Source organism: Salipiger abyssi, from assembly GCF_001975705.1.
Lineage (GTDB): Bacteria > Pseudomonadota > Alphaproteobacteria > Rhodobacterales > Rhodobacteraceae > Salipiger > Salipiger abyssi.
This window is the reverse complement of record NZ_CP015093.1, coordinates 2,265,976-2,289,247: the sequence shown is the minus strand read 5'-3', so window position 1 is coordinate 2,289,247 and position 23,272 is coordinate 2,265,976. Positions and strand designations below refer to the sequence as shown.

General features: G+C 64.9%; 19 protein-coding genes, 1 tRNA gene and 2 pseudogenes. 13 read left to right on the top strand and 9 right to left on the bottom strand.

All coding sequences use genetic code 11. The features are described from left to right. Nucleotides 1–31: 31 nt before the first annotated feature. Entirely contained in the window at nucleotides 32–463 is a 432-nt protein-coding gene (locus Ga0080574_RS14645; RefSeq protein WP_076700800.1) for a tripartite tricarboxylate transporter TctB family protein, read from the top strand. 10 nt (nucleotides 464–473) lie between these two features. Next, a complete protein-coding gene (locus Ga0080574_RS14640) occupies nucleotides 474–2,012 on the top strand; it encodes a tripartite tricarboxylate transporter permease (protein WP_076700795.1) in 1,539 nt (512 codons plus the stop codon). A gap of 91 nt (nucleotides 2,013–2,103) precedes the next feature. On the opposite strand, the gene Ga0080574_RS14635 is transcribed toward Ga0080574_RS14640, so the two are convergent. Beyond that, nucleotides 2,104–2,766: a TetR/AcrR family transcriptional regulator gene (locus tag Ga0080574_RS14635; protein WP_198039730.1), complete on the bottom strand. Its 663-nt coding sequence runs from the start codon at nucleotides 2,764–2,766 to the stop codon at nucleotides 2,104–2,106. 137 nt (nucleotides 2,767–2,903) lie between these two features. Between Ga0080574_RS14635 and Ga0080574_RS14630 the strand changes: the two genes are divergently transcribed. The 7 genes from Ga0080574_RS14630 (at nucleotide 2,904) to Ga0080574_RS25945 (ending at nucleotide 9,955) form a co-directional block, all read left to right on the top strand. Beyond that, complete coding sequence (locus tag Ga0080574_RS14630; protein ID WP_237219259.1) at nucleotides 2,904–3,800, top strand: shikimate dehydrogenase; 897 nt, start codon at nucleotides 2,904–2,906, stop codon at nucleotides 3,798–3,800. A gap of 32 nt (nucleotides 3,801–3,832) precedes the next feature. Next, nucleotides 3,833–4,843 carry a DctP family TRAP transporter solute-binding subunit gene (locus Ga0080574_RS14625; protein WP_076700781.1) on the top strand — a complete coding sequence of 337 codons (1,011 nt, stop codon included), beginning with the start codon at nucleotides 3,833–3,835 and terminating at the stop codon, nucleotides 4,841–4,843. Nucleotides 4,844–4,910: 67 nt separating this feature from the next. Then, nucleotides 4,911–5,438 carry a TRAP transporter small permease gene (locus tag Ga0080574_RS14620; protein WP_083716859.1) on the top strand — a complete coding sequence of 176 codons (528 nt, stop codon included), beginning with the start codon at nucleotides 4,911–4,913 and terminating at the stop codon, nucleotides 5,436–5,438. A gap of 3 nt (nucleotides 5,439–5,441) precedes the next feature. Then, a complete protein-coding gene (locus Ga0080574_RS14615) occupies nucleotides 5,442–6,716 on the top strand; it encodes a TRAP transporter large permease (protein ID WP_076700772.1) in 1,275 nt (424 codons plus the stop codon). Between the two features lie 10 nt (nucleotides 6,717–6,726). Then, nucleotides 6,727–8,613, top strand: a complete 1,887-nt coding sequence (locus Ga0080574_RS14610; protein ID WP_076700767.1) for a bifunctional sugar phosphate isomerase/epimerase/4-hydroxyphenylpyruvate dioxygenase family protein — start codon at nucleotides 6,727–6,729, stop codon at nucleotides 8,611–8,613. A gap of 158 nt (nucleotides 8,614–8,771) precedes the next feature. Continuing rightward, complete coding sequence (locus Ga0080574_RS25950; RefSeq protein WP_156876374.1) at nucleotides 8,772–9,215, top strand: hypothetical protein; 444 nt, start codon at nucleotides 8,772–8,774, stop codon at nucleotides 9,213–9,215. 185 nt (nucleotides 9,216–9,400) lie between these two features. Next, nucleotides 9,401–9,955, top strand: coding sequence for a hypothetical protein (locus tag Ga0080574_RS25945; RefSeq protein ID WP_156876373.1), 555 nt, complete (start codon nucleotides 9,401–9,403; stop codon nucleotides 9,953–9,955). A gap of 147 nt (nucleotides 9,956–10,102) precedes the next feature. Here Ga0080574_RS25945 and Ga0080574_RS14605 read toward each other — a convergent pair. The 3 genes from Ga0080574_RS14605 to Ga0080574_RS14590 form a co-directional block, all read right to left on the bottom strand. Further along, nucleotides 10,103–11,211 (bottom strand): IS3 family transposase gene (locus tag Ga0080574_RS14605; RefSeq protein WP_156876303.1). Its coding sequence is split into 2 segments (ribosomal slippage): nucleotides 10,103–10,962 and nucleotides 10,962–11,211, totalling 1,110 coding nucleotides; the frame shifts between segments, so codons are not numbered across the junction. 402 nt (nucleotides 11,212–11,613) lie between these two features. Continuing rightward, nucleotides 11,614–11,690, bottom strand: a tRNA-Pro gene (locus tag Ga0080574_RS14595). 45 nt (nucleotides 11,691–11,735) lie between these two features. Further along, the gene (locus Ga0080574_RS14590; protein WP_076705999.1) at nucleotides 11,736–12,701 is read right to left on the bottom strand and encodes a DMT family transporter; all 966 of its coding nucleotides are present in this window, start codon (nucleotides 12,699–12,701) and stop codon (nucleotides 11,736–11,738) included. A gap of 137 nt (nucleotides 12,702–12,838) precedes the next feature. Between Ga0080574_RS14590 and Ga0080574_RS14585 the strand changes: the two genes are divergently transcribed. After that, nucleotides 12,839–14,449 carry a Na/Pi cotransporter family protein gene (locus tag Ga0080574_RS14585; protein ID WP_076700762.1) on the top strand — a complete coding sequence of 537 codons (1,611 nt, stop codon included), beginning with the start codon at nucleotides 12,839–12,841 and terminating at the stop codon, nucleotides 14,447–14,449. Nucleotides 14,450–14,537: 88 nt separating this feature from the next. Here Ga0080574_RS14585 and leuB read toward each other — a convergent pair. From leuB to Ga0080574_RS14570, 3 genes and pseudogenes are all read right to left on the bottom strand, one after another. Further along, a pseudogene (gene leuB, locus Ga0080574_RS14580) lies at nucleotides 14,538–15,640 on the bottom strand (3-isopropylmalate dehydrogenase). Nucleotides 15,641–15,778: 138 nt separating this feature from the next. Further along, nucleotides 15,779–16,699, bottom strand: coding sequence for an endonuclease/exonuclease/phosphatase family protein (locus Ga0080574_RS14575; protein ID WP_076705997.1), 921 nt, complete (start codon nucleotides 16,697–16,699; stop codon nucleotides 15,779–15,781). Nucleotides 16,700–16,722: 23 nt separating this feature from the next. Beyond that, nucleotides 16,723–17,541: a hypothetical protein gene (locus Ga0080574_RS14570; protein WP_198039849.1), complete on the bottom strand. Its 819-nt coding sequence runs from the start codon at nucleotides 17,539–17,541 to the stop codon at nucleotides 16,723–16,725. 380 nt (nucleotides 17,542–17,921) lie between these two features. Here Ga0080574_RS14570 and Ga0080574_RS14565 point away from each other — a divergent pair, with 380 nt between their 5' ends. Continuing rightward, on the top strand, nucleotides 17,922–18,575 hold the full coding sequence (locus Ga0080574_RS14565; RefSeq protein WP_076700752.1) for a CoA transferase subunit A: 654 nt from the start codon (nucleotides 17,922–17,924) through the stop codon (nucleotides 18,573–18,575). 26 nt (nucleotides 18,576–18,601) lie between these two features. Beyond that, a pseudogene (locus Ga0080574_RS14560) lies at nucleotides 18,602–19,263 on the top strand (3-oxoacid CoA-transferase subunit B). Between the two features lie 254 nt (nucleotides 19,264–19,517). Here Ga0080574_RS14560 and leuD read toward each other — a convergent pair. Both leuD and leuC read right to left on the bottom strand, forming a co-directional pair. Then, nucleotides 19,518–20,123, bottom strand: coding sequence for a 3-isopropylmalate dehydratase small subunit (gene leuD, locus Ga0080574_RS14555; RefSeq protein ID WP_076700747.1), 606 nt, complete (start codon nucleotides 20,121–20,123; stop codon nucleotides 19,518–19,520). Between the two features lie 10 nt (nucleotides 20,124–20,133). After that, the gene (leuC, locus tag Ga0080574_RS14550) at nucleotides 20,134–21,558 is read right to left on the bottom strand and encodes a 3-isopropylmalate dehydratase large subunit (RefSeq protein ID WP_076700742.1); all 1,425 of its coding nucleotides are present in this window, start codon (nucleotides 21,556–21,558) and stop codon (nucleotides 20,134–20,136) included. A gap of 277 nt (nucleotides 21,559–21,835) precedes the next feature. Here leuC and Ga0080574_RS14545 point away from each other — a divergent pair, with 277 nt between their 5' ends. Then, complete coding sequence (locus Ga0080574_RS14545) at nucleotides 21,836–23,179, top strand: mechanosensitive ion channel family protein (protein WP_076700738.1); 1,344 nt, start codon at nucleotides 21,836–21,838, stop codon at nucleotides 23,177–23,179. Nucleotides 23,180–23,272 lie beyond the last annotated feature (93 nt).

Here is a 23,272-nt window from a genome sequence, read left to right as displayed (position 1 = left end):
AACCTGACACCCAGACAAGAGGAGATCCGCCATGAGCGATCGTATCTTCGGTGTCGTCGGCATGCTGCTCGCCCTCGGCTACGTCGTTGCAGCCTTTGCGATCGAGGAGAGCTTCCTCTCGGATGCCGTCGGTCCCAAGGCCTTCCCCCTGATCATTGCCGGCATCCTCGGCCTGTCGAGCGCGGTCATCGCGCTGCGCCCGGATGCCGAACCCGCCTGGCCCGCACTTGGCCGCCTGGCCGAGATCGGCGCCGCAGTCGTCGTGATGATCCTCTATGCCGAGATGCTGCCCGTCGCCGGCTTTGTCATCGCCACCGCCTTTGCCGCCGCCTATCTCGCCTGGCGGCTCGGCTCGGCGCCGCTCGAAGCGGTCGCCGTGGGCGTCGGCACCTCGGTGGGCATCTACGTTATCTTCCATCTCGCGCTCGGGTTGTCGCTGGCTCGCGGCCCGTTCGGGTTCTGAGGAGGCCGTCATGGATATTCTTGCAAATCTCGGCGACGGCTTTGCCATCGCCATCACCTGGCAGAACCTGCTGCTGGCGCTGCTGGGCTGCTTTCTGGGCACGATCATGGGCGCGCTGCCCGGCCTCGGCCCGTCGAACGGCGTGGCGATTCTGATCCCGCTGGCCTTCACCATGGGGCTGGGCGCGACGCCCTCGCTGATCCTGCTGACCTCGGTCTATTACGGCGCCATGTATGGCGGGCGGATCTCGTCGATCCTGCTCAACATTCCCGGCGACGAACCGGCGATGATGACCTGCCTCGACGGCCACCCGATGGCCAGGAAGGGCATGGCGGGAGAGGCGCTGTCGCTCTCCGGAGTGGCCTCCTTCATCGGCGCCTTCATCGCGACCTGGGGGCTGATCCTGCTGGCGCCGCAGCTGGTGAAGATCGCGCTGCTCTTCGGTCCTGCGGAGTATTTCGCCCTCTTCGCGCTGGCCTTCATGACGCTGGGCGGCGTGTCCTCGACAAATCAGGCGAAATCGGCCTTCGCGGCGGCGCTCGGCCTCGGCCTCGCCACCATCGGCGTCGATACCCAGACCGGTGTGCCGCGCTTCACCTTCGGCGAAGTGCATCTCTATGACGGGCTCGATTTCCTCGTCGCCATCGTTGGGCTCTTTGCCCTTTCCGAAGTGTTCATCTTTCTCGAAAACCGCCATGGCGGCTCCGATGCGGAAGGCAAGAAGATCTCCATCGGCAAGCTCTACCCGCCGCTTTCCATGCTGAAGCAATGCACGCCGACGATGCTGCGCACGTCGCTGCTGGGGTTTGTCGCCGGCGTCCTGCCCGGTGCGGGCGCCTCGCTCGGCTCCTTCATCTCCTACTCGATGGAAAAGCGTCTGGTGGACCGCGAGAACACCTTTGGCACCGGCGATCCCCGCGGCGTCGCGGCGCCCGAGGCCGGCAACAACGCCGCCGCCGGCGGGGCGCTTGTGCCGATGCTGGCGCTCGGCGTGCCGGGATCGGGCACGACGGCGGTGCTTCTGGCGGTGCTGCTGGCGCTCAACATCACGCCGGGGCCGCTGCTCTTCACCCAGAACCCGGACGTGGTTTGGGGGCTGATCGCGGCGCTGTTCATCGCCAATATCATGCTGCTTGCGATGAACATCCCGATGGTCGGCCTGTTCACCCGAGTGCTCATGGTGCCCTCGCGCATCCTGATGCCCATCGTGGCGATGGTGAGCTTTGTCGGCATCTACGGCATCTCGGGCTCGACCTTCGACCTGCTGGTGATGATCGGCTTCGGGATGATGGGCTGGGGGCTGCGCAAGCTGGACGTGCCGCTGGTGCCGATCATCCTGGGCACGCTGCTGGGCAACGCGATGGAGAACAACCTGCGCCGCGCGGTCACCATCGACAACGGCAACTGGTGGACGCTGGTCGACAGCCCGCTCTCCATCGCGCTCTGGGCCATCGCGATCATCGGCTTTGTGCTGCCGCTGATCATCGGCGCCCGGGTCAAGGCCCGGATGCATGCCCGCCGCGACAGCGAAGGCGCCATCAGCGACTGACCTCGCACCTGAGAGAAATCGCAAAGCCCGCCGACACCGGCGGGCTTTGTCACATCGGGCCCCTGGATCCGTTCGCCAAACAGCCGAGCCGTCAGACGCTCGCACCGCCGGGGTTCCTGAGCGCCGAGAGCACGATGCTGCGCGCCGCCTCCTCGCGCAGCAGCGCCTGCCCCTCCTCGTCGAACAGGCTGTCACCGAAATTGAGCGTAAAGGTCGCGCGGTTGGAGACGTTGAAAAAGCTCATCGCGCTGATCCGCCAGTGCAGCGCCAGCGGCGAGATATCCTCGCGGAACAGGCCGCTCGACCGGCCCGCCTCGCAGATCCGCTCCAGCACGCGGATCGCCGCGACGTTCTGCTCCGCCAGCCGCTCGATATTGCGCATATGGCTGCCGTCATGAATGTTCTCGACCATGACCAGGCGGATGAAATCCGGGTTCCGGCGGTGGTGGTCGAAGGTGAATTCCACCAGCTTGCGCAGCGCGTGATCCGGCGCGAGATCTTCGAGATCGAGCTCCGCCTCGCCGGCGCGTACTTCCGCATAGGCCTCCTCCAGCACCGCCTGATAGAGCGATTCCTTGTCGCCGAAATAGTAAAAGACCATCCGCTTGGAGGTTTTGGTCTTGGCGGCGATGTCGTCGATCCGCGTCCGCGACAGGCCGGTCCGGGCGAACTCCGCGCGCGCCACGCGCAGGATATCCGCCCGCACCGCCTCGGGATTTTGCTTCCAGCTCCTGAGCTTGGCAGGTTTGTCCAACAGTGCTCTCCCCTCCGACCGGCACGCACGCCGCCCGGCCATGGTAACATTTTAACCCGTGGGTTCAATTGGATTGACCGAATTAACCGGTTGGTTCATTATTGCGACGAATCGAAGCGCCTATGGAGGAGAAGCTCTTGGATCAGCCCGTCGCCACGGAACGCCCCATGCTGGCCGGTCTCATCGGCCGCGGGATCGCGCTGTCGCGCACCCCGCGCATGCATATGGAGGAAGCCGCGGCGCAGGGGCTGGGGGCAGTCTATCGCATCCTCGACATGGACGAACCCGCCCGCCGCGAAATCACGCTGAAGACGATGCTGGAAAGCGCCGAGGCCTGCGGTTTCGACGGGCTCAACGTCACCTACCCCTACAAGATCGAGGTCATCGGGCTGCTCGACGAGCTTTCCGACAATGCCCGCGCGGTTGGTGCCGTGAACACCGTGGTGCTGCGCGACGGGCGCCGGGTCGGCCACAATACCGATCTCTGGGGGTTTGCAGAAAGCTTCCGGCGCGGCCTGGCCGGCGAGGCTGTGGAGCATGTGCTGCTCGCCGGCGCCGGCGGCGCGGGTGTTGCCGTCGCCCATGCGCTCGCCGATTGCGGCGTGCGGCGGCTGTCGATCCTCGACACCGACGCGGCCCGCGCCGCGCAGCTCGCCGAGCAGGTGATGACCAACCGCCCCGGCACCGTGGCGGGGGCCGTCCCCTCGACCGAAGCGCTGAGCGGCGCCGACCGGCCCGACGGCATCGTCAACGCCACCCCCATGGGCATGGCCAAGCTGCCCGGCATGGCGGTGCCGGCTTCTTTCATCGACCCGGCCATGTGGGTCGCCGATATCGTCTATTTCCCGCTCGAAACCGAGCTGCTCAGGACCGCGCGCGCCAAGGGCTGCCGGGTGCTTCCGGGCACCGGCATGGCGGTATTCCAGGCGGTGCGCGCCTTCGAGCTTTTCACGGGGCGGCCCGCCTGTCCCGACCGCATGAGGGCGACATTCGACGCCTTCGATACCCGCCCGGCCCAGCCGGCGGGAACCTGAGACACGCTAGAACGCAAGAGGGAGGACTTTTCATGCGTTTCCAAACCAAGACCCTTGCCGCCACGGCGGCGCTCTGCGCGGGGCTCTTCGCCGCCGCCGCAAACGCACAGACGCTGCGCGTCGCCCATGTGGACCCGGATGACTGGACCGGCTCCAAGAAAGGCGCCGCGGCGCAGATCTTCAAGAACATCGTCGAAGGCGAAAGCGACCTGACGGTCGAGCTGTTCCCCGCCGGCGCGCTCGGCAACGAGGACGAGCTGGTGAGCCAGGCGCAGGACGGGCTGACCCAGGTGGTGCTGGTCTCCGGCGCCATGTCCAAGATCTGCCCGGCGGCCTCGGTGCTGGACATCCCCTACACCTTCTCCTCGGCACCGCTCGCCTGGGAAGTTCTGGACGGCGAGTTCGGCGACGCGCTGGCCGAGCACTGCCTCGAACAGACCGGGCTGCGCACGCTGGCATACGGTGAAACCGGCTTCCGCAACTTCACCAATTCCGAGCGCGAGATCCGCACCCCCGCCGATATGGAAGGGCTGAAGTTCCGCGTGCAGCCGATCCCGCTCTATATCGAGATGGTCGGCGCGCTCGGTGGCGAGCCCACCCCCATCGCCTGGACCGAGCTGCCCAACGCGCTTTCCACCGGCGTCGTGGACGGTCAGGAAAACCCGGTCGGCGTGATCTACAACAACGGGCTGCACAAGCTTCAGCAATACATGACGCTTGACGGCCATGTGTATGCCGCCGACTTCCTCCTGATCTCGGACGAGTTCTTCCAGGGGCTTGAGCCGGCGCAGCAGGAAGTGATCCAGAAAGCCGCCATCGTGGCCGGCAATATGGGCCGCTCCATCCAGCAGTGGAACACCGCCGAGGGCGTGACCAAGGTGCAGGACGAGGGCATGCAGGTCTACAGCCCGACGGCAGAAGAGCTTCAGGCCTTTGCCGATGCGGCACAGCCCGCCGTGGTCTCCTACCTGCGTGAAGAGCTGGGCGACGATGCCGAGTGGATCGACCGGCTTCAGGACGCCGTGGCCGCGGCCTCGGAATAATCCCTGATCCAACTTTTGCCCGGGCCGGCGGATCGCGCCGGTCCGGACCTTTTGAAGGAACTCTCCCGTGGACAGACTGATCAAGCTCGCACGTTGGGTATGCGGCTTCGGAGCCGGAGCGTCGATGGCGCTGGTCTTCGTCGTGATCTTCTTCAACTCGCTGCGCCGCTACACGGTGGGCCGTTCGGTCACCTGGGGAGAGGAGCTGCCGATCTACCTGACGATCTACGGCGTGATGTTTGGCCTCGCACTCGCCTATCTGACCGACAGCCACATCCGCTTTACCGTGCTGGTCGACACGCTGTCTGCACGGGTGCGCCGGATCCTGTTTTTGTTTTCCGATGTGGCCACCGTGATCACCGGCGCGGCGCTGGCCTATGCGGGCCATGTCTTTGCCATGCGCCGGGGCGATGTCACCGCCTCTGGCCTGAAATCCGCCGCCGACGCGCTTGCCTCCAGCACTGGGATCGAGGCGCTGGTCTGGCTCGGACGGGTCGGCCCCTATCAATATGCCATCGCCTTCGGTGGCGCGCTGCTGGCGGTCGCCGCCGCCCTGAAACTGGTCGAGCGTCTGACGACGCCGGCGGAGGTGTAAGCCATGGTCTATGCCATTCTCATCGTCGGACTTCTGGCCGGCGTACCCATCGCCATCTCCATCGTCGCGGCGCTGCTGGTCTTCATGGGGCTGGGCGATCTGCCCTATACCCTGCGGATCGTGCCGACCGAGATGTTCAAGGGGCTCAACTCCTTCCCGCTGCTGGCCATTCCGCTGTTTGTGCTGGCCGGTGAGGTGATGAACGAATCCGGCATCACCAGCCGCATCATCGGCTTTGCCAGCGTCATCGTGGGCCGCATGCGCGCCGGGCTGGCGCTGGTCAATATCTGGGCCTCGGTGATCTTTGCCGGGCTCTCGGGCTCGGCTGTGGCCGACACCTCGGCCATCGGGCGGGTCTTCATCCCCGAGATGGAGAAGAAGGGCTATGACCGCAGCTTTGCCGCCGCCCTCACCGCCGCCTCTTCGGTGATCGGGCCGATCATTCCGCCCTCGATCCCGGTGATCATCTATGCGCTGATCGTCTCCGGCGTCTCGGTGCCGGCGCTGTTCATGGCCGGCGTGATCCCCGGCATTCTGCTGGCGCTGTTCCTCTCGGCCTATGTCATGCTGACGGTCAAGGTCGATCACGACGCCGCCGCCGAGCACGACACCGGCCAGAGCGCCGGTCAGGCGCTGCTCGCCGGTATCCTGCCGCTACTGATGCCGGTCTTTGTGGTGGGCTCGATCCTGCTCGGCGTCGTCACCCCCACCGAAGCGGCAAGCTTCGCCGTGGCCTATGCGCTGATCCTCGGGGTTTTCGTCTATCGCAACATTGCGCTCCGCGCCCTGCCCCGGATCTTTGCCAGCGCGATGAAGGACAGCGCGGTGATCCTGATCATCATCGCCGCCGTCTCCGCCGCCAACTGGCTGCTGACCTATAACCGCGTGCCCAACATGCTGACCGACTGGGTGCTTGCCAATGTCGACAGCCAGACCACCTTCCTGCTCGCCGTCATCGTGCTGTTCCTGCTGGTGGGCCTGTTCCTCGAAGGCATCGCGGCGATGCTGGTGCTGGTGCCGATCATGCATCCCATCGCCGTGTCGATGGGCGTGGACCCGGTGCATTTCGGCATCCTTGTGATCTTCAACCTGATGATCGGGCTGATCACCCCGCCGCTGGGCCTCTGCCTCTTCGTCGCCGAAGGCGTGGCGAATGTGGGCATGGCGCGGCTCATCCGGTCGATCATGCCGTTCTTCTTCGTCGAGGTGCTGGTGCTGGTGATCCTGACCTTCGTGCCGGAAACGGTGATCTGGCTGCCGCGCGTTCTGGGATACTAGGAGACCTGCCATGAAGACCTCCATCGCCACCGTGTCCATTTCCGGCTCGCTTCCGGAAAAGCTCGAAGCCATCGCCGGCGCGGGTTACGACGGGATCGAGATCTTCGAGCAGGATTTCATCGCCCATGACGGCGGCCCGCGCGAGGTGGGCCGGATGATCCGCGACCACGGGCTGGAGATCACCCTGTTCCAGCCCTTCCGCGATTTCGAATGCCTGCCTGAGCCGCTGCGCAGCAAGGCCTTCGACCGCGCCCGCCGCAAGTTCGACGTGATGCAGGAGCTCGGAGCCGACCGCATCCTGGTCTGCTCCTCGGTGCATCCGCGCAGCCTTGGCGGCATCGACCGCGCCGCGGGCGATCTCGCCGAGCTGGGGGCCATCGCGCAGGAGCGCGGGATCTATGTGGGCTACGAGGCGCTGGCATGGGGCCGGCATGTCAACGATCACCGCGACGCCTGGGAGATCGTGCGCCGCGCCGATCATCCGAATATCGGGCTGATCCTCGACAGTTTCCACACGCTGGGGCGCGGGCTCGACAGCGAGTCGATCCGCGCGATTCCGGGCGACAAGATCTTCTTCGTCCAGCTCGCCGATGCGCCGGCCATCGACATGGATCTGCTCTACTGGTCGCGGCATTTCCGCAATATGCCCGGCGAGGGCGATCTGGACATCCGCAGCTTTATGCAAGCGGTCATGGCCACCGGCTATGCCGGGCCGATCAGCCTCGAGATCTTCAACGACCAGTTCCGTGGCAACAACCCGCGCGGCGTGGCCGAGGACGGCTATCGCGCGCTAATCTCTCTAATGGACGATGTGCGCCGGGCCGAGCCCGACACGCCGGTGGATCTGCCCGAGATCCCCGCCCGCGTGAAGGCGCAGGGTGTTTCCTTCATCGAGTTCGCCGCGCAGGGCGACGAGGTCGACCGGCTTTCGGCCTTCCTCGCCACGCTGGGTTTCCGCCGCACCGGGCGGCACCGCAACAAGGCCATCGACCTCTGGCAGCAGAACGACATCCGCATCGTCGTCAACGCCGAGACCGAGGGCCACGCCGCGCATGCCTGGAACGCGCGCGGCACCTGCATCTGCGATATCGGGCTGAGCGTGACCTCGGCGCAGGACACCGTGGCGCGCGCAACGGCCCTTGGCTCGGCGCCCTTCGGCCAGCCGGTGGCGCCGGGAGAGCTGGATATCCCGGCGATCCGGGGGCTCGGCGGTTCGGTGCTGCATTTCATCGACGCGGAAAGCGGGCTGGACCAGGTCTGGGAACTGGAATTCACCCCCGTCGATCAGGACGGCGCGGAAGCCGGGCTGATGCGCGTCGATCATCTGGCACAGACCATGTCCTATGAGGACATGCTGAGCTGGACGCTGTTCTACACCGCGCTCTTCGAGATGGAAAAATCGCCCATGGTCGATGTGATCGACCCGGACGGGCTGGTGCGCAGCCAGGTGGTCGAGGCCCCCGACGGCGCGCTGCGCATCACCCTCAACGGCGCCGAGACCCACCGCACCCTTGCCGGCCGCTTCCTGGCGGAGAATTTCGGCGCCTCGGTGCAGCATATCGCGCTGACCACCGAGGACATCTTCGCCACCGCCGAAGCGCTTGGCCGGCAGGGCTTCGAGCCGCTGCCGATCCCGCAGAACTACTATGACGACCTCGCCGCGCGCTTCGATCTGAGCGCGGATTTCCTCGCCCGGCTGCAAGCGGCGAATGTGCTCTACGATCAGGAGAACGGCGCGGAGTTCTTCCAGCTCTATTCCCGCGTCTTAGCCGGCGGCATGTTCTTCGAGATCGTCCAGCGCGGCCCCGGCTATACCGGCTTTGGCGGCCCCAACGCGCCGTTCCGCATCGCCGCGCAGAAACGGCTGGAACGCCACAAGAGCGTACCGAAGGCGTAGACAGAGCGGTTGGCGACCCCAACAGCCGCGACGGCCGGTGGCGAGACGCGGCTCCCTGCTCCTTCGTCAGGTTGCGTGTCGCCCCCGCGTCCTTGCGCACGATCTCCCACAGGTGAACGATTCCACCCGCGCTGCGGCGCTGGCGGGGAGCCCGCATCATGGCAGATGCACCAAATCAATGGGTCCTGAGCCTCACCCCCCTATCGGTCACGAGACCAAGGCAAGAAGCGATATTTCAACCAAGAAAATGCAGCACAAGAAGAGATCCAAATCGCCACCACGCCCCACCAGTTCACCTGGCTCATAGAGCCATGACTTTTGATGCCCAGGTAAACGCCATTGCCTACGATGATCGTGGCAAGGATGAAGCCAAATACGGCGGCTTCGCGACATTTTCGATGACTCTCAATATGAGGCATGTGCGCGCAACTCCACTGCTGGTCATTGCTGGCATCAGGCTCGCAATATGGATTAACAATAATCTTATCAGCTATTTCGCACAACGCCCCGTGTTTCAGACCGGCACGCGTAGAGCGATGCTGCGTGACATCGCCAACGGTCGCGTTCGGGCTGCAGCACCTCAGCGCCAGCCGGTCTTGTGAAGGTCCGGCATGTGCCGGGAGCGGCCCGCGCCCCCGGAGACCGGCGCGCCACGCGCCAACGCCGCAGTTCCGCTCCAAGCCAAATGTGATCGCACAATCAGATGCAGCGCGAGGGTTGTATGACTGGGCGCATCGCGCCATTGTGAACTTTGGCTTGTCACTCCACGATACTCTGAAAGCAGAAAATGGCAATTGGGCGAAGAGCATTTCTCTCAGGGCTGGTGTCAGCAGGAATTCTAAGCGCAAAAGCAAACGCGCAGACGGGCGACCGGTTAACCCCGATCCCTTCGTGGCAGCCTGGATTTACCCCCGATCTTGAAGAAGTCGCCGATCGCTTTCGCGAATACACGAACGCACAGTACGACTTCGTCGTTTTCGAAAACTCGACATGCTGCATTGTTCCTGATGGTCTACCGCAAGACGCTGCTGCTGCCGCCGGGAGTAGCGTTCTATCTCAAATCATTGGGTTTCATCCGGACATGAGTCCACAACAGATGCGCGACGGAAATGTCGTTGTTAGCTACAATCATCCCGCGTTCAATATAATTCCAGCGGATTTTGCGCAGCAGAACTGGTCGACAATCGAGCAAAACCACCAAAGAGGTCTGACCACTGACGAAGTGCTTATCACACATCTTGGGAAAAACGTTTTCGACGATATAGGGAAAATAGCTCTGCTCGGCAGAAGCTATATGTTCATGGATGCTCTCACACCGGTAGTGGCAAAGCACGTGCGATGAAGCTGGAGCAATTTGCTATCAGTCCTTGCTGAGGCCCATTTTGCCTGCCCAAAGCCATCTTCAACTTTTTCACCGGTTCGGTTTTACGACCAATGACCGCATTGTCCGCAGTGCGGACTGACCTGCTCCCCATAGAGTCCGCGTTTTTTAGTTCGCTCTGTTCAGGGTTTGGTCCTCTACTGACCGTTGGTGATACTCCCACGGTGTGAGCCCGTCGAGGCTCGTGTGGGGGCGATGGTGGTTGTAGTCTTCGCGCCAGGCCGAGATAAGCTCCCGGGCGTGGCGCAGGTTGGCGAACAGGTGCTCGTTCAGGCACTCGTCGCGCAGGCGGCCATTAAAGCTCTCGACGAAGCCGTTCTGCATGGGCTTTCCTGGCGCGATGTAATGCCACTCGACCTTGCGGTCCTCCTGCCATTTCAGGATGGCATTCGATGTCAGCTCCGTTCCGTTGTCACTGACCACCATACATGGATAGCCGCGCACCCGGGCGATGCTGTCGAGCTCACGGCCGACACGTTGCCCCGACAGCGAAGTGTCCACGACCGTCGCCAGGCATTCCCGGCTGAAGTCGTCGATGACGCACAGCACCCGGAACCGGCGCCCGTCTGAGAGGCTGTCCGAGACGAAGTCCAGGGACCATCGCTGGTTCGGCCCTTGTGGGATCGCCATCGGGGCCCTCGTTCCGATCGCGCGCTTGCGACCGCCGCGCTTGCGCACTGTCAGGCCCTCTTCCCGGTAGATCCGGTAAAGCTTCTTCCAGTTCACCTTCCAGCCTTCGCGACCAAGAAGCAGGTGCAGCCTTCGATAGCCGAAGCGACGCCGTTCGCTGGAAATCGCCTTCAGCCTCTCCCGCAGCTCGGCGTCTACAGGTCTAATTGATCCACGTCGATACACACGCGGGTCGATCCCGGCCAGGGCACAGGCCCGCCGCTGGTTGTAGTTCTTCTCTGTCATGGCCCAGTCCACGGCTCGTCGCCTTGCACCGGGCTTCAGAAGTTTTTTCCCAGCATCTCCTTGAGCGTGGCCACATCCAGCATCTGCTCCGCGAGCATCTTCTTGAGCTTCGCATTCTCAGCCTCCAGCGCCTTCAGCCGTTTGGCCTCCGACACCTCCATGCCGCCATACTTCGAGCGCCACTTGTAGAACGTGCCGTCACTGATGCCATGCTTCCGGCACAGCTCCTTGGCACCTATCCCGGCCTGGTGCTCCTTTAAAATGCCAATGATCTGCTCTTCGCTGAAACGGCTTTTCCGCATTGTCTGTCTCCTCGTTTGGAGAACAGGCTAACTTCAAAACGCGGACTTTTCAGGGGAGCAGGTCAGGACCTTCGCCCCCCGCCGAGGCATGCAACCGCAGCGCATAGCGACGTAGAGTGGCTGCGATACAGCACCCTGATCTGGTGCTGAAGGTCAGCTCAGGGCAGAAAATTCCACGAGAATGCAGAAACCCCTAGGTTCGCTTGGTCGGATCTTAGCCTCATCAGCCATCCAAGAGCTTAGCTAGGCTCAATGTTTTCATGAAGCGGCGCCCCCGCGCGGCGGGTGCAGATAAGGTGTTTGCCCTCTAGCCGCGGGCAAACCGAGTCAGGGCGAAACGGCACCCAAAGGGCACATCGTGACGCGAAAGGACAAATGTCCCGACTATCGATATAGTGAAACTGGTCGGAGTGAGAGGATTCGAACCTCCGGCCCCTGCCTCCCGAAGACAGTGCTCTACCAGGCTGAGCTACACTCCGACCGTGGCGGGCGGAATAGCTCAGGCGCGGCGGTTTGGCAAGCGCTCATTCGACACTCTTTTCGCGCTTTCGCATGGTGCGCAGCAGCGGCCCGATGCGCAGCGAGGTTCCGGTCTCGAACCGGGTGCGCGTGCGCAGCACCGGGGTGTTCTCGGAGACCCGTCCCCGGCCCTCGCGGAGCACGATGTAGACACCCGAGCCGATGATCAAAACCGCCCCGGCCAGCGTCATCCGGTCGGGCCATTCGTCGAAGATCAGCGCACCGTAGAGCGTTGCCCAGAGCAGCTGGGAATATTGCATCGGCGCCACCACCACCGCCTCACCGGCGCGATAGGCGAGGATCAGCACAAGCGAGCCGGTGAGCGCGAGCAGCGCCATCACCCCGGCGCCGCCCAGATGCGGCAGCGGCATCGGCTGGTAGACGAAGGGCAGCGCGCAGGCCATCAGGATGAAATTGGTCAGCATCGGATAGAGCAGCAGCACGACGGAGCGCTCCTCCTGCCCGATCTTGCGCACCACGATGGAGGAGAGCGCCCCGCAGCTTGCCGCCACCAGCGCCGCCGCATGGCCCAGCGTCAGATCGGTGCTGCCCGGGCGCAGCACAACCAGCACGCCCGCGAGCCCCACTAGAACCGCGATCCAGCGGCGCAGACGCACCCGTTCACCGAGAATCGGAATCGCCAGCACCGTGATCAGCAGCGGCTGGGCAAAGATGATCGCGTAGGTCTGCGCCAGCGGCAGCTTCGAGAAGGCGTAGAAGGCACAAAGCCCGGTCACCACCGCCGCCACGGTGCGCAGCGCCGTCCACCAGGGATGGACCGGGCGCAGATGGCCCGGCGTGGTGTCGCGGATCAGCATGAGGCTGACCAGCGGGAAGCTGAACAGCACCGAGAAAAACACGATCTGGAACGGGCTGTAATGCGCGCCCAGCAGCTTCACCACTACGTCATGGCCGGAAAACACCGCGAAGGAAAGCAGCGCGAAGAGCGCGCCTTTGGCATTCTGTCCCATCCTGTCCACGGCCATTGATTGTCAAACCCGACGGAACCCTTGCACCGCCTGTCGCCCGCAACAAGAGCCCATGGATAGCGGCGCGATGGCTTGCGGTGGATTTGTGCAGGTGCCATGGCTTCTGCGGGAGGCCGGGCATGCAACTGGACATTCTGACAATCCTGGGCGGCATCGGGCTGTTCCTCTTCGGGATGCAGTCGATGACCGGTGCGCTGCGCGAACTGGCGAGCCGGCAGATGCGCGCGTTTCTGTCGCGCTTCACCACCTCACCGCTGACCGGCGCGCTGTCGGGCGCCGCCACCACCGCGGTGATCCAGTCGTCGAGCGCGACCATGGTCACCGTTATCGGCTTTGTTGGCGCCGGGCTGATGAGCTTTCCCCAGGCGGTCGGCGTGATCTACGGCGCCAATATCGGAACCACCATGACCGGCTGGATCGTCGCGCTGCTGGGGCTCAAGCTGAAGCTGGGCACCATCGCCCTGCCCGGCCTGCTGGCCGGGGCGCTGGCAGCGACGCTCTCGCATGGCACCGCGGCGCGGATCGGGCGGCTGCTGGCCGGGTTCAGCCTGGTCTTTATCGGTCTCGACATGATGCAGGAGGGCGCTGCCGGGTTCGAAGCCTGGCTCTCGCCCGATATCCTGCCGCCGGACAGCTGGGCCGGGCGAGCGCTGCTGCTGGTGCTGGGTGCTGGCGTGACGGTGGTGATCCAGTCCTCCAGCGCCGGTGTCGCGGCGACGCTGGTGCTGCTGAGTTCCGGCGCGATCACGCTCGGCCAGGGCGCGGCGCTGATCATCGGCATGGATGTGGGCACCACCTTCACCGCGATCCTCGCCACGGTGGGCGGCTCGCTCGACATGCGCCGCACCGCCATCGCCCATATGGCCTATAACGTCGTGACCGGCGCCGTGGCCTTTGCCCTGCTGGGCCTGATCGTGCCACTGCTCGCGGGACTGCTCGGCCCGCAGGATCCCACCGCTCTTGTGGCATTTCACACGATCTTCAATGTCGCAGGGGTGATCATCATGCTGCCGGTCACCGCACCGTTTGCGCGGCTCATCGAGCGGCTGGTGCCCGGACGCGCCGCCACGCTCACCGAAGCGCTGAACCGCAGGCTGCTAGACGATCCAAGCGCGGCGATGGACGCGGCGCGTGGCTGCGCTGGCCGTATCATGCGCGAGATGTTCGGCGCGTTGGGGCGCAGCCTGAAGCCCGGCGGCGGGCGGATACCGGCGGATACCACGCGGCGGCTCGACTCGGCTCTGGACGCGCTGCATCTCTATCTGGCGCGCATCCAGATCCCCGCGGACGGGGTGCATATGATGAACCGCTATTCGGCGCTGCTGCACCAATACGACCACCTGAACCGGCTCGCGCAGCGGCTGACGCAAGACGAGGACATGCACGGCCTGACCACGGATATCGGCCTGCGCCGCCCCGCTCTCGCCTTTGGCGCCGCCATGCGGCGCGGAGCACAGACCGGGGGCGGATTGACCGGAGCATCGCTGGCGCGGCTGGAACGGCTGATCGCCGGGCGCACGCAAAGACTGCGGCGCTCGGCCCTGCTGCGCGAACATGCGGGGCTGGTGGGGGTGCGCGACGTGTTCGAACTCACCGACGCGATGCGCTGGCTGGAACGGGCGGCGCATAACGCCGCGCGCTGCGTGCATTACGGCGAGCTGGCCGCGAGCGATACGCCGGACGTGCCGGTGTCGGACCGGATGGCACAGGTCGCGGCAGGAGAGGTGTGAGAGCCGGTGCGGTGGGCAGATTGCCCACCCTACGGATGCCGGACAGGGGCTTTAGGGTGGGCACTCTGCCCACCCCACCGCGCCTATGTCAAAGGCTGGCGTCCAGCGCCGCGAGGATTGCGTCGCCCATGCCCGAGGTCGAGACCGGCGACACGCCTTCCTCGCCCAGCAGATCCGCCGTGCGCACGCCATCGGCCAGCACCTTGGAGACCGCATCTTCCAGACGGTCCGCCTCGGCGCCCATGTCGAAGCTGTAGCGCAGCGCCATGGCAAAGCTCAGCACGCAGGCGATGGGGTTGGCCTTGCTCTGCCCAGCGATATCGGGCGCCGAGCCGTGCACCGGCTCGTACATCGCCTTGGGACGACCGTTCTCCATCGGCGCCCCAGCGAGGCCGAGGGCAGCATGCCCAGCGAGCCGGTCAGCATCGCGGCGGCATCGGACAGCAGGTCGCCGAAGAGGTTGTCGGTCACGATCACGTCGAACTGCTTGGGCCACCGGCAGAGCTGCATGGCGCCGGCATCGGCATACATGTGGCTCAGCTCGACCTCGGGGTAGTCCTTGCCCACCTCGGTCACGACCTCGCGCCACAGAATGCCCGATTCCATGACATTGGCCTTCTCCATCGAACACAGCTTCTTGCCGCGCTTCATGGCGAGCTCGAAGGCCGAGCGGGCCACCCGGTCGATCTCCGACTCGGTGTAGCGCTGGGTGTTGATGCCGACGCGCTCATTGCCCTCTTCGATGATGCCGCGCGGCTCGCCGAAATAGATGCCGCTTGTCAGCTCGCGCACGATCATGATGTCGAGCCCGGCGACCACGTCCTTTTTCAGCGAGGAGAAATCCGCCAGCGCGTCGAAACACTGCGCCGGGCGCAGGTTGGCGTAGAGATCCATCTCCTTGCGCAGGCGCAGCAGGCCGCGCTCGGGCTTCACCGAGAAATCCAGCACGTCGTATTTCGGACCGCCCACGGCGCCCAGCAGCACGGCATCGACCGATTGCGCCTTTTCCATGGTCTCGTCGGTCAGCGGCGTGCCATGCGCGTCATAGGCCGCGCCGCCAACGAGGTCCTCGCTCACGTCGAACACGATACCGCGCTTGTCACCGTACCAGTCGATGATCCGGCGCACCTCGGCCATCACCTCGGGGCCGATGCCGTCGCCCGGCAGGATCAGAAGCGAAGGGTTGCTCATGGGAATATCCTCTCCTCGGAAGTTCCCGCATGCGGTAGCCTCTGGGCTCGGAATGGTCAAGAAAACAGGGGGCACACCGCTCTTCGGGGAGATCCCGGACCTGCCAGATGCATGGCCATGGACCACGCGGGGGCGGCCTCAGGGCAGATCCAGCGTTACATGCACAAGCCGGTGGCGCTGGCCAGCGATGGGTGGCCTGACCTTCGCCCCGGCCACCCGCAGCTCCGCCGCGGGCAGGATATAGCTCACCCGCATCGGACCGGTCTGCTCCCACACCACCGTGGCCTCACCCGGCAGCGGATCCTGCAACCGTGCATCCCCCAGCATGGCGCGCATCGCCTCGTGGCGGCCATCGCCGCGCTCCGGGTCTAAATTGGCATTGCCGATCAACACGGGCTGCACCGGCGGCGCCCCGAACCCGCCGTCGAGATAGTGCCGCCAGAACGTCAGCTCATCGGCGTTGCGACGACCGTTGCGATCCTCCGGCCCGTCAAAGACCGGCGGGGTGGCGTGCCAGGCCAGCAGCGTGAGCCGACCCGATCCCGTGTCGATCTCCAGCACCCAATGCCCCGACGAGGACAGCCGCTGGATCTCCGGCGCCGGATCCTCCGGGGCCCGCAGGTTCCCCGGCAGGTCACGCCAGAGCAGCGCGCTGAAATCGCGCCGCAGCCGCACCGGGTGGCGCGACAGCAGCGCCATGCCGCCCTGCCCGCTGAAGAGCCCGTAACCCTGCGCATCGCGCGGCCCGCCGAGCCGCCCGTCGCCATCCAGATCCAGCCCCGTGCCCATGCCGGTATTGGGCCGCTGCTGGAACCGATGCGGGTAATCCGCCCCGGCCTGCGCCAGCCTCTCGGCCAGCGCGCTCAGCGCCGCCCCGCCGTGGTCGTAGTCGATATCGGTGAGCAGCAGGATATCGGCATCGGCGGCAGCGATCTCGGCCACCACCGCATCGGCCTCGCCCCTCAGGAGATCGCGCAGCAGCAGCCCCGGCCCCTTGCGCGACAGATCGGCATGCCAGGTGGCCAGCCGCAAGGGCTCCGCCCCGGCGGGGAGCCCCATCAAGACCAGCAAAAATAGGAGCCTCAGACCACCTGCAAATCCGCCTGCGCATAGGCGCGGCGGCGCTTTTCCTCGATCAGCTCGGCAATGCGCATCAGCGCCATGCCGCGCATGATCAGACTCGCCGGAAGAAACGCCCATGCACTCATCGTCCAGATCAGGTTTTGCGGCTCGGTCAGCGAAATCGGGTCGATCACCGCCGAGGCCAGCTTCATCACCGCCGGGATCAGGAATGGCAGAAGAAACCCTAACGCAATGTTAACGTGACCGTCACGCTTGAGCCTGTGCAGCACGTCGCCGCCTGCCGTCGGATCGAAGAGCGGCAGGTTGACCCAGAAATTGAAGGCACCGTGGCGGATCGGCCAGTGCAGCAGCCGCACCATGAGAAAGAACGCCGCCATGGTGATGAGCGAGATCAGATAGGACAGGCCGGCATGACTGCGGATCAGGTCGAGCTGATGCGCGCTCATGTCTTCTTGCGCCACCAGCACCATCAGGCGCACCGGCGAATAGGGAAAGTCCAGCAGGCTGCCCACCGTCACCCCGATCTGCTCGAGCACGGTGCTGAGCGGGGTCGGATGCAGATCGCCGCGGCAGATCAGGGTCAGCACCAGCACGGTCGAGAACAGCGCCACAAAGCGCAGCCGGTTGAAGGGCGGCGCATCGCGAAACTCGATGATCGAGGGGTAATCGCCGATATATTCGACAAAGGTCAGCAGCGCGGCGACCAGCGCCAGCAGGGCGATCATCTGGGTGGTGTCGGCAGAGGTGCCGGGCAGAAACAGCGCGGGCACTGCAATGAGCAATGCCATCAATACGGCGCGCGTGCCGGCTTTCACCATCCGCTTGATCACTGAACCTGCCCTCTCGGTCCGGCCGGGCCCGGTACATTGCCGCGCCACCGTTTCAACCTGACCCCGCCTTTACGGCGGTATGCCTCATTCTTGCCCAATTTCTGCCCACTTTCCGATGACACGGCAAGGTTCAGATAACAAAGACATCGGGATTCGGGCGCTTTCGTGAAGAAATCGGTGCGTTTTTGCATCATTGCACCGGCGGCATTGCGTATGCGACGGAAATGAACACAAAATATTGAAAAGTGAGGTCTCTTTACCCGCTTTCCACAAATTGCGCCGAGGGTTGACCTGCCGCAAAGCCGCCAGCGGCAAACAGGCGTTGAACCTGACGCGAACGCACAGGTGTGAACAGGAGGGACAGGCAGATGCATTTGGCGATTTCGCTCGAGGATGTCGTGGAGATGATCCCCGACGGGGCCCGCGTGATGCTGTCGGGCTTCATGGGCGTCGGCACGCCGGACGGCATCGTCCGCGCGCTGGCCGATGCCGGCAAGAAAGACCTGACCATGATCGTGAACGACGCCGCCCGCCCGCATTGCGGCGTCGGGCCGCTGGTCAAGGCAGGCTGCGTGAAGAAGTTCATCGGCAGCCATATCGGCGTGAACCCGGATGTGCAGGAAAAGATGCGCGCCGGCGAGCTCGAGGTCGAGCTGGTGCCGCAGGGCACGCTGGTCGAGCGCATCCGCGCCGGCGGCATGGGGCTCGGCGGCGTACTCACCCCCACCGGACTCGGCACGCTGATCGCCGAGGGCAAGCAGACGATCGAGGTCGAGGGCAAGACCTATCTGCTGGAAACCCCGCTGCGCGCGGATTTCGCGCTGATCGCGGCGCGCAGCTGCGATTACGTGGGCAACCTGACCTACATGCTGACCGCGACGAACTTCAATCCGATCATGGCGCTCGCCGCCGATGTGGTGATCGCCGAGCCCGAGGAAATCGTACCGGTGGGGGTGATCCCGCCGGATTCGGTCAAGACCCCGGGCGTGCTTGTGGACCATGTGATCAAGAGGGCCGCGTGATGAAAGATCTGATCGACTTTACCAAGATGGACCCCAAGGAGGTCATCGCCCGCCGCGTCGCGATGGAGATCCGCCCCAAGACGCTGGTCAATCTCGGCATCGGCATCCCGACGCTGGTCTCGGACCATCTCGATGAGAGCATGGGGGTGTTCTTCCAGGCGGAAAACGGCGCCGTCGGCATGGGCCACCGCCCGCCCGAGGGCATGACCGACCGCCACCTCACCGATGCCGGCGGCAGCTTCGTCTCCGCCGTACCCGGCGCCTCGACCATCGATTCGGCGTTTTCCTTCGGGCTGATCCGCGGTGGCCATCTCGACCTGACGGTTCTGGGCGGCTTGCAGGTGGACGCGCAGGGCCATCTGGCGAACTGGATGATCCCCGGCAAGTTCGTGCCCGGCATGGGCGGCGCGATGGATCTGGTGACCGGCGCGAAAAAGGTCATCGTGGCGATGATCCACACCGCCAAGGGCCAGTCGAAGATCGTGCAGACCTGCGACCTGCCGGTGACATCGCAACGTCGGGTGAGCCTGATCGTCACCGAGCTCGCAGTGCTGGAGCCGCGCGACGACGGGCTGCACCTGCTGGAAACCGGCCCGGCGTCAGCGTCGAGGAGGTGGTCGCCGCCACCGAGGCAAAGCTGGTGATCTCCGGCGACATCCCCGAGATGGATCTGTCGCAAACCGTCTGAGCGGATCGGATCGCCTGCGCGATCCGACCGGGCGGGGGCGCTGCCCCCGTCGCGGCAAGCCGCGACTCCCCCGGGATATTTCGGGCCAATGGAAGCACATGAGGTTTCCATTGGCTCAAAACATCCCCGCCGGAGGCAGGCCGGACGGCAAAGCCGGCGCAACACCCCAGAAAAGAGAAAAGGCGGAGACCGCAGTCCCCGCCTTTCCGTTACGCATCGCCGGGAGATCCCCCGGCGGCGCGTGTCGTCTGGCATCACACCCAGGGGCGGCTCTGCCCCACGGCACTCTCGTAGCTGTCGATGGCGCCGACCTTTTCCATGGTCAGACCGACATCGTCGAGCCCTTCGAGCAGGCAATGCTTGCGGAACGGGTCGATCTCGAAAGCGAATGCCTCGCCATCCGAGGTGGTCACCACCTGGTTTTCCAGATCTACCGTCATCCGCGCATTGGAGCCCTTTTCGGCGTCCTTCATCAGCACGTCCACCGCCTCCTGCGGCATGACGATGGGCAGCATGCCGTTCTTGAAGCAGTTGTTGTAGAAGATGTCGGCGAAGGAGGTCGAGATGACCACCTTGATGCCGAAATCCGCCAGCGCCCAGGGCGCGTGCTCACGCGATGAGCCGCAGCCGAAATTGTCGCCGGCGACCAGCACCTGCGCCTCGCGGTATTGCGGCTTGTTCAGCACGAAATCGGGATTTTCCGAGCCGTCGTCGAGATAGCGCATCTCGTCAAAGGCGTGCACCCCGAGACCCGAACGTTTGATCGTCTTCAGGAACTGCTTGGGGATGATCATGTCGGTGTCGATATTCACCAGCGGCATGGGCGCCGCGATCCCGGTCAGCTTTTCGAACTTTTCCATTGGGTTCTCCTCAGGCCGAGACCGGCTCTTGCATCAGTTCGCGCACGTCGGTCAGGTGGCCGGTGACCGCCGCCGCCGCCGCCATCGCCGGCGAGACCAGATGCGTGCGACCGCCCTTGCCCTGCCGGCCCTCGAAATTGCGGTTCGAGGTGGCCGCGCAGCGCTCGCCCGGGGCGAGCTGGTCGGGGTTCATGGCCAGGCACATGGAGCAGCCCGCCATGCGCCATTCGAACCCGGCGTCTATGAAGATCTGCGCGATCCCCTCTTCCTCCGCCTGGGCGCGCACGAGGCCGGAGCCCGGCACCACCATGGCGCGGATGCCCTCCTTGATCTTGCGGCCCTTCAGCACTTCGGCCGCGGCGCGCAGATCCTCGATCCGCCCGTTGGTGCAGGAGCCGATGAACACCGTGTCGATCTCGATCTCGGTAAGCGGCGTGCCGGCCTCGAGACCCATATATTGCAGCGAGCGCTTGACCGCCTCGACCTTGCCGCCGGTGAAATCCTCGGGCGCGGGCACGGTGCCGGTGATCGGCAGCACATCCTCGGGCGAGGTGCCCCAGGTGACCAGCGGCGCGATGTCCTCGCCGCGGATGGTGACAACCTTGTCCCAATGCGCGTCATCGTCGGAATAGAGCGTCTTCCACCAGGCGAGCGCGGCCTCGAACTGCGCCCCCTTGGGCGAATGCGGGCGGCCCTTGACGTATTCGAAGGTGGTCTCGTCCGGCGCGATCAGGCCGGCGCGGGCGCCGCCCTCGATGGCCATGTTGCAGACGGTCATCCGGCCTTCCATCGACAGCGAGCGGATCGCCTCGCCGCAATACTCGATGACATGGCCGGTGCCGCCGCCGGTGCCGGTATGGGCGATGACCGCGAGGGTCACGTCCTTGCCGGTCACGCCCGGTGCCAGCTTGCCGGTGATCTCGACCTTCATGTTCTTGGATTTCGACTGGATCAGCGTCTGCGTGGCGAGCACATGCTCGACCTCGGAGGTGCCGATCCCATGCGCCAGCGCACCGAAGGCACCATGGGTCGCGGTGTGGCTGTCGCCGCAGACCACGGTCATGCCGGGCAGGGTCCAGCCCTGTTCCGGGCCGATGATGTGCACGATGCCCTGACGGATATCGTCGACCGGGTAATAGACCAGTTCGAAATCCTTGGCGTTCTTGTCGAGCGCCGCGAGCTGGATGCGGCTTTCCTCGTTCTTCTCGACGCCCTCGTTGCGGCCGGGCGTGGTCGAGACGTTGTGGTCGGGCACGGCGATGGTGCGCTGCGGCGCGCGCACCTTGCGGCCCGCCATGCGCAGGCCCTCGAAGGCCTGCGGGCTGGTCACCTCATGCACGAGGTGCCGGTCGATATAGAGAAGGCAGGTGCCGTCATCGTCCTGCTGGACGACATGGGCGTCCCAGATCTTGTCGTAGAGTGTCTTGCCGGACATGGGTTCCTCTCCGGAATGGTATTGGCTTGGGGCTGGGCGCAGGTCATCTGTCCCGCGCCGGGGCGGGCTTGGACAGGCTTATAGCCGGGCGAGCACCGAGAAGGTGGCGCCGTAGAACCGTTCACGCAGTCGCGCGCGGTCGCCGAGGTCGAAAACCGGAGTCATGCGAGCGAGATACAGATTCTGCCCGCTCCGATCAAGAGGCCGGCGGCGCAAGGCTCTTGTCCCGCGCCCGCGCCGATGCAACTCTGTCTAAGATGAGCAAGGGCAGCGAGCAATGAACCCCAACGAGGCAACGGGCTCCGGACAGGCGCCGTTCGAGTCGCTTCAGGCCACCGCCCTGGCGCTGCTCGCGCAGGCCGAAGGCTTTCTGACCAGCTTCCTCAGGCCATGGAATTTCTACCAGATCGGCATCGCGCTGATCGTGTTCCTGATCGCGCAGGTGCTGGCGCATTACCTGGCGCCCATGATGCGTGACTGGATGCGCCGCCGCGAGGGCTGGCCGACCTGGCGCATGCGCATCCTGATCGTGCTGCAACGGCGGCTCAGGATGATCTTTTTCGTCATCCTGATCTGGCATGTGATCGGGGTGATGCAACAGGTCACCTGGCCGTCGCGCTCCTATCTGCTGACCATCGTCGCGCAGCTCGCGAGCGCCTGGCTGGGCATCGCGCTGGCCACCCGGCTGATCCGCAATCCGGCGCTGCGCACATTGCTGCGTTACGGTGCCTGGGCCTGGGTCACGATCTCGATCCTCGGGCTCGGCGACGAGGTGCAGGCGCTGCTCGACAGCGTTGCCATCGACCTCGGCGGCGCGCGGCTGTCGCTCTGGCTGTCCTTGCAGGCGGTGGTGCTGCTGATCGCGCTGATCGCCATGGCGCGCTTCCTTGCCGGCGCCAGCGCCGCCAGCATCCGGCGGAACGAGAATATCAGCCCTTCGATGCAGGTGCTGGCGGTCAAGTTTCTCCAGGTGGTGCTCTACGGCGCGGCCTTCTTCATGGCGCTCAAGCTGGTGGGGGTCGACCTGACCGGGCTCGCGGTGCTGTCCGGCGCCATCGGTGTCGGGCTCGGCTTCGGCCTCCAGAAAGTCGTGTCGAACCTGGTGAGCGGCGTCATCATCCTGCTCGACAAGTCGATCAAGCCGGGCGACGTGATCTCGCTGGGCGACACGTTTGGCTGGATCAACGCGCTGGGGGCGCGCTATGTCTCGATCACCACGCGGGACGGCAAGGAATACCTGATCCCCAACGAAGACCTGATCACCGGCCAGGTGGTGAACTGGTCGCATTCCAACGATTTCGTCCGGCTCGACATCTATTTCGGCACCGCCTATGGCGACGATCCGCACAAGGTGCGGCGCATTGCCATCGAGGCCGCCCAGAGCGTGACCCGTGTGCTGAGCGAAAAGCCCCCGGTCTGCCATATCGTCGGTTTCGGCGACAGTTCGGTGGATTACATCCTGCGCTTCTGGATCCGCGATCCCACCGGCGGGCTCACCAATATCCGCGGCAATGTCTATCTCGCGCTCTGGGACGCGTTCCAGGAGCATGGCATCAGCATTCCCTTCCCCCAGCGCGAGGTGCGGATGCTGAACGAGGCGCCCTCCCGCGCGCTCGACTGAGCGCAGGCCGGCGCGGATGTGACGGGACGTTGCGGCTGACAAGAGCCGGACGGCTCCGCATAGTGCCGCGAGATACGGCAAGGGAGAGATAGC